Genomic DNA, 8,657 nt, shown 5'->3' with positions numbered 1-8,657 from the left:
TACGTTACGATGAAATCATCACCTCCCCCGATGGACGGTGAAATTCGAAACATAAACGGAGACAAGGGAGTTGAGCGCAATGGCACTTAAGGACATGTGGCTGTCGACTGATTTCCGCGCGGCGTTCCCGATGGGGGTGTTCCTGCTCGGGGGCATCGAGCCGATGACGGAGTTCAACCAGGATCGCAGTGCGCCGAAGCGTCACCAGTTGGATTTCGACCGCGACGGCAACGGCACCGGCCTGCGGTTGTGGAAGGCCACGATCATGGACCCGAGCGGTGGGAACGCCCGGCAGTCCAGCTTCGATGTGGTCTTCGTTGCCGATCAGCAGCCGGTCCCTGCTACGGCGGAGATTTCGCCGGGTGTGCGGCCGATCGAGCTGGAGGGTTTGCAGCTCAAGCCGAAGGTTGTCGGTACGGGTGAGTTCAAGTCGATCGGCTGGAACATCCGTGCGACCGGGATCAAGGGCGATAACTCCGGTGTGAAGGTCAACACCCCGGCCGCGAACAAGGCGGCCTGATCATCATGGCGGCGGATCAGCAGTCAGCGGGAATGCGGTGGGCGCGCTGGTCCGCCGTCATCATCATCGTGATCATCGGGACAGCGGCATTCGTCCTGAGCTTCGCAGCGTTGCGTGATCTGGCGATACTGGCCAACACTCCGAAGCAATGGGCGTGGCTGTTCCCGGTCATCGTGGACGGCACCATCATCCAAGCCACCATCTCCGCGCTGGTGCTGGCGGCCTGTCCCGAACGGCGCTGGTTCCTGTGGGTCCTGGGCATCGGTGCCATGGTCTCGATCGCGGGCAACTCCCTGCACGCGGTCGCGGCCGGCCGAATCCTTCCCTGGTGGGCTGCGGCCCTGGTGGCTGCGATCGCCCCGATATCCCTACTCGTGGACACGCACGGTCTGGCGATGCTTTTCCGTGCCGCACAACGTAATTCGATCCCCCTACCCGAACCGGTAGCCGATGTGGCTGTCGCGCCGGTTACCGCGGCTACTGCATCGGTCGCTGCTCCCGCTGTTCCTCGGCGGGGTGCGGTGTCTGCGCGTCGTGATCCGGCCAAGGTCGCTCGGGCCGTCACGATGCACGATGACGGCAAGACCTACGCCGAAATCGGTAAGGCGCTGGGTGTTTCGGCTCGCACCGCCGCGAACTACGTCCGCAATCCCTCACCGAAACCTGCCCCGGTGGCCGCTGCTGCCCCGGTTCCTGCGGCACCGATACCGGTGTCTGCTCAACGACCGGTCATGGCACCGATTCGCCCTATTCACCCTGCGCGACCGGTGCAGCAAGCATTGCCGATCGCTGTTCCTGTCAGGAGTAACTGATGTCTTCAACTGTATTCACAAGTGCCACTGCCGAATTCGAGAAGGCCCTGTATCTGCCTGCTCATCCGTACCGCTACGGGCCTGATGAGCGGTTCGAGATGGCCGTTCCGGCTTACGTGCGGGTCGATCTCGGAGCTGATGCGTGGCTGAGGCTGACCATCGAGGATGCGCGCGCCATGGTGGCGGGATTGGTGACGGTGCTGGCCGAACACGATGCCGTTACGGCTCGCGTCGATCTGGTGAAGGCGGCGGCGTGATGTCGGAATTGATGCACCAGTGCCAGGACTACTGGGTCACCCGGAACATGTCGGATCGAACGTCGATGGAGATGGCACGCGACGGGGTGCGCCTCGTGGGTGACGGTGCGATTGGTGCCCGCTACGACAAATGCCGGGCTGCGGTCATGGTCACCCTCGGCGGAACCGGGGCAGGGTGCCAGGGCTTGTGGAGCGCGTTGTATCTGCGACCGGAAGACCTTCCCGGCGTTATCGCTGTCCTCGAGGCTGCCTACCGGGATGCGCTGATCGCCAATGGCGCTGACTTGCCGCCGATTCCGTACACGGATATCACCCTGCGGGCGCGTGAGAACAGCGAGGTGGCGTGATGTCCACGACTACTCAACGCGTTGTCCATCCGCCGTTCCTGGTGGCCGTGCTCGGTGTGCCCGCGGTCGCGATCATGGCGACAGCGGTACTGCTGACCCACGACCGCTCACCGGCACCGGTGGCCTATCAGACCAGTACCCGCCCGGATGGGTGCGTGATGTTCTGCGAGGACGTCCCGAAGGCATCCTTCCGTGACGCCAACTGCCCCGACGGGCCTCCGTTGATCGGGTTCACATTGTGGACCTGCGCGCCGACCGGCACCCCGAAGCCGGAGGGGGCACGGTGATGAGTACTCCGATCGTCGGCGGGTTGCGGCACGTGAAATATGTTGCGGCGTCACCGTTCCAGTCGGTTCAGGCCGCGGCTCGGATGTCGTTCCTGGTCGGCGGGACCGAGGTCCGGCTGTCCATCGAGGATGCCCGCGTGCTGTGGGAGGTGTTGCCGAACGTGCTCGCTGAGCATTCGGTGTCGCTGTCGTTCGAGCCGTTGCGGGGGTTGGTGTGATGATGCTGTCTGATCTCGCTGTTCTCGGTAGTGGTGCGGTGATCGGTGGGTGTGGGCTGATGTGGCTGCGGTCCCTCGGTGCCGGCGTCCGCCCGATCACCGTGGCCGATATCGCCGCGGTTGCTCCGGCCGAATTGCGTACCGCTGTCACGATTCTGGCGGATCCGCACCAAACCAACATGATGCTCGCCGCCCTGGACCTGGGTTCGCCCGAGACCGGTTTCCCGTATGTGGATGGCTGGGACTACGACGTGCACGGCCTCTACGCCGACGTGGTGATGCTGGGTGGCCAGAAGCTCAAGGACTGGAACAACGAAGACGTGCGCGCCCAGTTCGCTACCTACCTGGGGGTGGCCGAGGTGACAGTGTCGTCGCCTGCGCCGAGCTGGGTTCGTCTCCAGGTGAGGGTGTTCGACACTCTCGCTGCTCCGACATCGGCGTCGGTGGCGGTCTCCAATGATGTGGACCTGGAGGCGATCCCGGTCGGTGTGCTGGAATCCGGGGAGACCTGGCGGCTGGCACTGCTGTATCGGCATCTGCTCCTGGCTGGCGGCACGAATGCCGGTAAGGGCGGTCTGGTGTGGGCGATCATCGCCGGTCTGGCTCCCGCGATCAAGGCCGGTCTGGTGGAACTGTGGGTCGCTGATCCCAAGGGCGGCATGGAGTTCTGGCGGGGCCGCAAGCTCATGACCCGGTGCGAGTACACCGACGAGGGCATCGTCACGATGATGGCCGACGCCGAACAGCTGATGCTCGAACGCGCTGAGCGTTGCCGGGAAGCCGGTATCGAGAAGCACGTCCCGAGCACTGATGAACCGCTGATCGTGATCATCGTTGATGAGGCCGCCTCGATGACCTCCTACGCCGAAAAGGCGCTGATCGAGAAGTTCGAACGTCACTACGGCAAGATCCTCACCCAGGGTCGCGCTCCGGGGTTCTGCGTGATCACCTGCGTGCAGGACCCGTCCAAGGAGACCCTGCCGATGCGGCAGCTGATCCCGGTGCGGATCGCGTTGCGCCTGGACGAGAAGACCCAGATCAACATGGTGCACGGTGATTCGGCTCGTGATCGTGGTGCCCGCTGCGATGAAATCCCCTACAACACACCAGGTGTGGCCTATGTCCGCGAAGACGGCACACCGAACATCGTGCGGGCACGCTCCTACTTCGTCTCCCGCGATGACATCGCGTATCTGGTCGAGCACTTCACCCCGGACTACAACCGCGAACACGAACGGCCCGTGCTGGCCGAGTACGCCGATTTCGACCCCGATGACCTCGGTGACGAGAACGAAGACGGGGTGGCGGCATGAGGCGCGGATTCGTGGCAGCAGGCCCGGTGCTGGCCACCTGCTGTGAGTGCGATAGGTGCTATGGCCGACCCGGCGAGCCGGAAGAGTTCAGCTCGATCGATGAGGCCGCGGACTACTTCGTGGACGGTGCCGATGGCTGGGAGTTGTACGGCGACAGGCTGATGTGCGCGAACTGCCTGCCACTGTCGCCGTGCTTCAACCCCGGTCACGACTGGCACACCTGCATCGGTGTCATCGCCGACAACGCGACGTTGGTGACTCGCCAATGCACGCGGTGCGGGCTGTCCGTGGCGGAGGTCCTGGCATGAAGCGAGGGTTCGTGACCGAAACTCACGTCGTCGTCTACTGCGACATGTGCGGCGACGTCTACACCGAAAACACAGGCGAATCAATCTGTTTCGACACCGTTCAGCAGGCCGTGGACTACATCCAAGCCCGTTCGGCCGGCGTCGGCTGGATCTATGACGGTGACCGGATCTGGTGTGACGGCTGCATCGCCGCGGACTACTGCGACCGCAACGGCCACCACTTCCCCGACACCTGGCAGGCCACCAAACGCCTGCTCGGCATATCCACTCGCCTGCGCACCTGCACCGTGTGCGGCATCCCTGAAATCGAGGCCCTGCCATGACCGTTCACCTCTTCGACGACAACGACGGATTCGATGCCGACGAGATCGATGCCGCAATCCGGCTGCGCTCGGTGCGCCTGCTCGTAGACAACGGGTCTACGGGATGGGACGACGAAACCGGCGTCGATGATCAGGTCTGGGCGGCGTGAGCGACCGCAAGCAGGTGCAGTGGGGCGTACTGATCGGACTGGCGGTACGCCCCCCTGCCCAAGGCCCGCAACGTCACCGACGCGACTCTCTACGCCTGCAACCTCAAGGCCAACAAGAAGATGAAAACCAGTGTGGTGTACCGAGATTCGGACACCGAGAACTGGCGCAAATGGATCGATGAAACCCCGGTGCCGACACAACTGGCACTGGACCTGTTCGACAAGGAGGCCCAGTGATGGCCACGAAAACCACTGACACACACAAAGAACCGGCCGAGGTCATCACCGAAGCCCTGCTCATGCTGGTCTGGCAGATCCTCAAACTCGCCGTGGTGACGGCCTGGTGGGCGGTGTTGTTCCCGATGGTCTCGATCCCGGTCGGGCTGGCTGTCGGCGCCGGCCTTTTCCTCGGCTGGCCGTGGGCGCTCGTGGTGGTCGGGGTGTCCATCGCGGGGATGGTGCTCTGGCGTGCGAAGCATCCGGAGACCTTCGAGCGGTGGCTCACCCGGCGCGCCCGTGCCCGGTTCCTGCGCTGGTTCCGCTACCGGCTGCGCTGGGACAAACGACTGGACGCCTGCAAGCTCACCGTGACCGGTGGAGCGTCGACGTTGGTTCCGCGGCTGCTCCTGGCCGAGATCGGCGACGGCCTGGACTGGGTGCGGGTCAAGATGCTCGACGGCCAGTGCCCCGCCGACTACGAAAACCGTGTCGAGCCCCTGGCCCACACCTTCGAAGCTCTGGAATGCCGCGCCCATGTCGTCGGTCCCGGCGTGATCGAGCTGGTGTTCCGCTACGCCGATGCCCTCGCCGAAACCGTCCCGATGCCCCGTCCCGATGCTGGGCGTTTCCGGAAGGACGCTGCCTGATGAACGCCACCGCCGAACTACCCAAGACAGGGGCGACAGCGGCTCAACGCCGTGCCCTACCCAACCTCTACGAGGTCGCCCAAGCCGCGGCTGATCAGTACAAGGTGTGCAAACGACCGATCGCGATGCGGGTGGAAGATCCCAAGACCGGCACGGTCACCTACGAAGGTTCGCCGTGTAAGTCCACGATCGAATCGGTGTGCCCGGCGTGTGCGAAGGCCAACCGGCTGCTGCGGATCGCTCAGTGCCGTGAAGGCTGGCACGCCGCAACCGAACCGGTTGACCCGGCGGGTGACCCGACTGCTCGGCAGGTCGAATTGCTCACCGACAGAGCAGATCTCGTCGCTCAGTACCGCAATGCTGTTGCCGACGCCGATGAAGATCTCGCCACCGCACTGCGCGATGTCATCCGGGCTCTGGATGAGGATCTGCGAGAGACGGGGCTGCGTGGCCGTCTCCCGGCTCTGGACGCCACGGGCAAGGATCGGCGTCGACGCTCCACTCGCCGGCGTCAGGACGTTCCGGACCTGCCTCGCCGCAAGGTCACCAAACGCACTGTCGGCAAGGCGATCGGCGGGCACCTGTCCTCGATGTTCGTCACGCTCACCATGCCCAGCTACGGCAAAATCCACGACGACGGCGCGGTCAACGACAAGGGCGAACCCTGCTCGGATGGCTCTCCGATCGCCCCGGATAACTACGACTATCCCAGTGCCGCACGCGATATCGTGTTCTTCTCCCGGCTGGTCGATCGCTGGATTCAGAACCTGCGCCGCTGCGTGGGCTATGACGTGCAGTACTTCGCCACCGTCGAACCCCAACGGCGGGGTGCTCCGCATCTGCACATCCTGATCCGAGGTGTCATCTCGCGCGAGATCCTCAAGCAGGTCACCGCGGCGACCTATCACCAGGTGTGGTGGCCGCGCTTCGACGCCGAGGACCAGGTGTACGGCGGCGCACACATGCCGGTGTGGGATCACAAGAAGACCACCTTCGTAGACCCCGAAACCGGTCGGGCACTGACCTATTGGGATGACGCGCTGGACATCCTCGACGCTGTCGATGACCTGGAACCGGCGCATACGGTGCGGTTCGGGTCGCAGATGGACCGCAAGCAGATCACCGGAATCGCTGCCGGGACCGAAAAGGCCGGCCGGACCATCGGCTACGTCACCAAGTACCTGGTCAAGTCCATCGCCGAAATCGTCGAACCGCAATCCGACCGTGCCGCAGAGCATTACGACCGGCTACACACCCAGTTGCAGCACACCCCGTGCTCGCCCCGCTGTGCGGTCTGGCTGAAATACGGCATCGTCCCCCAGGGAGCCAGCGATAAGACGGTTCCTGGTCGCTGCCGGGGCAAAGCACACCGCCGCGACACCTTGGGGCTGCCAGGTCGCCGGGTCCTGGTTTCGCGCAAGTGGTCCGGAAAGACCCTGATCGACCACAAGCAGGACCGAGTCGAGTTTGTTCGGCAACTACTCGCGGACGCCGGTATCGAGAAGCCGGATACCAGTCACTACAAGGTGACCCCGGTCGAACCGGGTGACAAGTCCAGGCCGTTGCGTGAGTACCTGATCATGGGCGCGATCGCCAAACGCACCACTTGGCGCGCGGAACTCTTGAAAGCCCAGTTGGCTGCCGGTCCACCGGAGCCACCAGAAACTTCGGCAATTCAGCAAGCAGTGTAGGGAGGGACTTGGTCATGGAGCTACCCAGCGATCGGTTGTGGACGGTGGAGGAAGCCTCGTACTTCCTCAACGTGCCAGTGAAGACGCTTTATCAGTGGAAGTGGCTCGGGGAAGGCCCGCCGGTCCGTAAGGTCGGCCGGCACTTGCGCTACAACCCTGTCCGGCTGCGGGCCTGGGCTGACCTGGATGAGGCTGCCTGATGGGGCATGTCGATGATCGCTGGTGGCGACCTCAGCGTGACGAGAACGACAAGGTGGTCGTCAACGGGCGTGGCAAACCGGTCATGGAGAAGACCGAGCTGTACGGGCGTGGACTGCGCTACCGGGTCCGCTATATCGACCCCGACGGCGTCGAACGGTCAAAGTCGTTCCCAGACCGGGAGAAGAAGCGCGCCGACGACTTCCTGATCGAGGTCGAATCTGACAAGCGCGAAGGCAAGTACATCGATCCGCGCGCTTCCCGGAAGACCTTTCGGCAGCAAGCGGAGAGCTGGTACAAGGCCCTACCGCCTGATCCGGCTACACGCGAGATCGTACGGTCGCGGCTCGAGCATCGGATTTATCCGAAGTTGGGCGATAAGACGTTTACTGACATCGAAAAGCCCTCCACCATACGTGATTTCGTTGCATGGATGGGTGAGGAGAAGTTGTCGGACAACTATCAGGCGGTGATCTTCACCATCGTCTCGTCGGTATGTGATTCGGCAGTAGACGACAAGATTATTCGCACGAACCCGTGCAAGGCGAAAACGGTTCGTCGGCCGGTCGCTCGCAGTCCGAAGATCGTCATCTGGCCGGAAGATAAGCTGCTCGCGGTTCGGGATGCCTTGGTCGAGCGGTTTCGGATCGTCGTGCCGCTCGGAGCTGGTGCTGGCCTTCGGCAAGGCGAAATTCTGGGCTTCTCCCCCGACGACGTCAATCGTGCTGCTGGCGAGATCAGCGTGGAGCGGCAGATCAAGACCGTGAAGGGCGTGATGATGTTCGCGCTGCCCAAGGGCGGTAAAACACGGGCGGTGCCGGTCTCGGACAGTGTGCTCGCCGAGATCGAAGAGCACGAAAAGTCTTTCCCCGCAGTACATGTCACGCTCCCATGGGGGAAGCCGGATGGCGAACTGGTGACGGTGCGGCTACTGATGACGGGCGAAAATGGACGGCTCTATACCGGTGACCTGTTCACGAAGGTCGTATGGCAAGCGGCATTTAGGTTCGGCGGAATCGAGTACCGGGGCCGCGGCGATGGCATGCACGCCTTGCGTCACTTCTTCGCATCGATCTTGCTCGCTGACGGGTGCTCGATCAAAGAACTCGCGGAGTTCCTCGGTCACAACGATCCAGGCTTCACCTTGCGGACCTACACGCATCTGGTTCCGTCCAGCTATGCACGGGCTCGCAAAGCGATCGATCGGGTGTTCCGGTCTATCCGCTCCTCACGGCCTGTAGACGGCCTGGCGGAGGAGAGATAGCCAATGTGGAACACCCGATCGATCTGGGAATCAGCCCCTGAGCAGCGCGCGGGACATGACCAGACGCTGGATCTGGTTGGTGCCCTCGTAGATCTGGGTGATCT

At 63.4% G+C, this 8,657-nt stretch carries 15 protein-coding genes; 14 read left to right on the top strand and 1 reads right to left on the bottom strand.

Annotated features, from left to right (window positions below; all coding sequences use genetic code 11):
* Positions 1–79: 79 nt before the first annotated feature.
* The 14 genes from AB0M22_RS45440 to AB0M22_RS45375 all read left to right on the top strand — a co-directional run bounded on the left by AB0M22_RS45440 (position 80) and on the right by AB0M22_RS45375 (position 8,553).
* A complete protein-coding gene (locus tag AB0M22_RS45440) occupies positions 80–520 on the top strand; it encodes a hypothetical protein (protein WP_364740238.1) in 441 nt (146 codons plus the stop codon).
* 5 nt (positions 521–525) lie between these two features.
* Positions 526–1,332 carry a DUF2637 domain-containing protein gene (locus AB0M22_RS45435; protein WP_364740235.1) on the top strand — a complete coding sequence of 269 codons (807 nt, stop codon included), beginning with the start codon at positions 526–528 and terminating at the stop codon, positions 1,330–1,332.
* Positions 1,332–1,589, top strand: a complete 258-nt coding sequence (locus tag AB0M22_RS45430) for a hypothetical protein (protein WP_364740232.1) — start codon at positions 1,332–1,334, stop codon at positions 1,587–1,589. The genes AB0M22_RS45435 and AB0M22_RS45430 overlap by 1 nt, the downstream gene beginning before the upstream one ends.
* The gene (locus AB0M22_RS45425; RefSeq protein ID WP_364740230.1) at positions 1,586–1,936 is read left to right on the top strand and encodes a hypothetical protein; all 351 of its coding nucleotides are present in this window, start codon (positions 1,586–1,588) and stop codon (positions 1,934–1,936) included. Before AB0M22_RS45430 ends, AB0M22_RS45425 begins: the two co-directional genes overlap by 4 nt.
* Complete coding sequence (locus AB0M22_RS45420; RefSeq protein ID WP_364740227.1) at positions 1,936–2,223, top strand: hypothetical protein; 288 nt, start codon at positions 1,936–1,938, stop codon at positions 2,221–2,223. The genes AB0M22_RS45425 and AB0M22_RS45420 overlap by 1 nt, the downstream gene beginning before the upstream one ends.
* Positions 2,223–2,441 carry a hypothetical protein gene (locus AB0M22_RS45415; RefSeq protein ID WP_364740225.1) on the top strand — a complete coding sequence of 73 codons (219 nt, stop codon included), beginning with the start codon at positions 2,223–2,225 and terminating at the stop codon, positions 2,439–2,441. The genes AB0M22_RS45420 and AB0M22_RS45415 overlap by 1 nt, the downstream gene beginning before the upstream one ends.
* On the top strand, positions 2,441–3,754 hold the full coding sequence (locus tag AB0M22_RS45410) for an FtsK/SpoIIIE domain-containing protein (protein ID WP_364740222.1): 1,314 nt from the start codon (positions 2,441–2,443) through the stop codon (positions 3,752–3,754). Before AB0M22_RS45415 ends, AB0M22_RS45410 begins: the two co-directional genes overlap by 1 nt.
* Positions 3,751–4,062 carry a hypothetical protein gene (locus AB0M22_RS45405; protein ID WP_364740219.1) on the top strand — a complete coding sequence of 104 codons (312 nt, stop codon included), beginning with the start codon at positions 3,751–3,753 and terminating at the stop codon, positions 4,060–4,062. Before AB0M22_RS45410 ends, AB0M22_RS45405 begins: the two co-directional genes overlap by 4 nt.
* 11 nt (positions 4,063–4,073) lie before the next feature.
* Complete coding sequence (locus AB0M22_RS45400; RefSeq protein WP_364740216.1) at positions 4,074–4,385, top strand: hypothetical protein; 312 nt, start codon at positions 4,074–4,076, stop codon at positions 4,383–4,385.
* The gene (locus tag AB0M22_RS45395; RefSeq protein ID WP_364740213.1) at positions 4,382–4,534 is read left to right on the top strand and encodes a hypothetical protein; all 153 of its coding nucleotides are present in this window, start codon (positions 4,382–4,384) and stop codon (positions 4,532–4,534) included. The genes AB0M22_RS45400 and AB0M22_RS45395 overlap by 4 nt, the downstream gene beginning before the upstream one ends.
* Positions 4,535–4,770: 236 nt before the next feature.
* Positions 4,771–5,400, top strand: coding sequence for a hypothetical protein (locus AB0M22_RS45390; RefSeq protein WP_364740210.1), 630 nt, complete (start codon positions 4,771–4,773; stop codon positions 5,398–5,400).
* Positions 5,400–7,091: a replication initiator gene (locus AB0M22_RS45385; protein WP_364740207.1), complete on the top strand. Its 1,692-nt coding sequence runs from the start codon at positions 5,400–5,402 to the stop codon at positions 7,089–7,091. The genes AB0M22_RS45390 and AB0M22_RS45385 overlap by 1 nt, the downstream gene beginning before the upstream one ends.
* A gap of 14 nt (positions 7,092–7,105) precedes the next feature.
* Positions 7,106–7,291, top strand: a complete 186-nt coding sequence (locus tag AB0M22_RS45380; RefSeq protein WP_364740204.1) for a helix-turn-helix domain-containing protein — start codon at positions 7,106–7,108, stop codon at positions 7,289–7,291.
* Positions 7,291–8,553 carry a tyrosine-type recombinase/integrase gene (locus tag AB0M22_RS45375; RefSeq protein ID WP_364740201.1) on the top strand — a complete coding sequence of 421 codons (1,263 nt, stop codon included), beginning with the start codon at positions 7,291–7,293 and terminating at the stop codon, positions 8,551–8,553. The genes AB0M22_RS45380 and AB0M22_RS45375 overlap by 1 nt, the downstream gene beginning before the upstream one ends.
* Before the next feature lie 30 nt (positions 8,554–8,583).
* On the opposite strand, the gene AB0M22_RS45370 is transcribed toward AB0M22_RS45375, so the two are convergent.
* Positions 8,584–8,657, bottom strand: a 74-nt coding sequence (locus tag AB0M22_RS45370; RefSeq protein ID WP_364740252.1) for a hypothetical protein, incomplete at its 5' end; no start/stop codon positions are given.

Origin of the sequence: Nocardia sp. NPDC051756 (genome assembly GCF_040681495.1) — a bacterium.
Classification (GTDB): Bacteria; Actinomycetota; Actinomycetes; order Mycobacteriales; family Mycobacteriaceae; genus Nocardia.
This window is presented reverse-complemented; position numbering and strand designations above follow the sequence as displayed.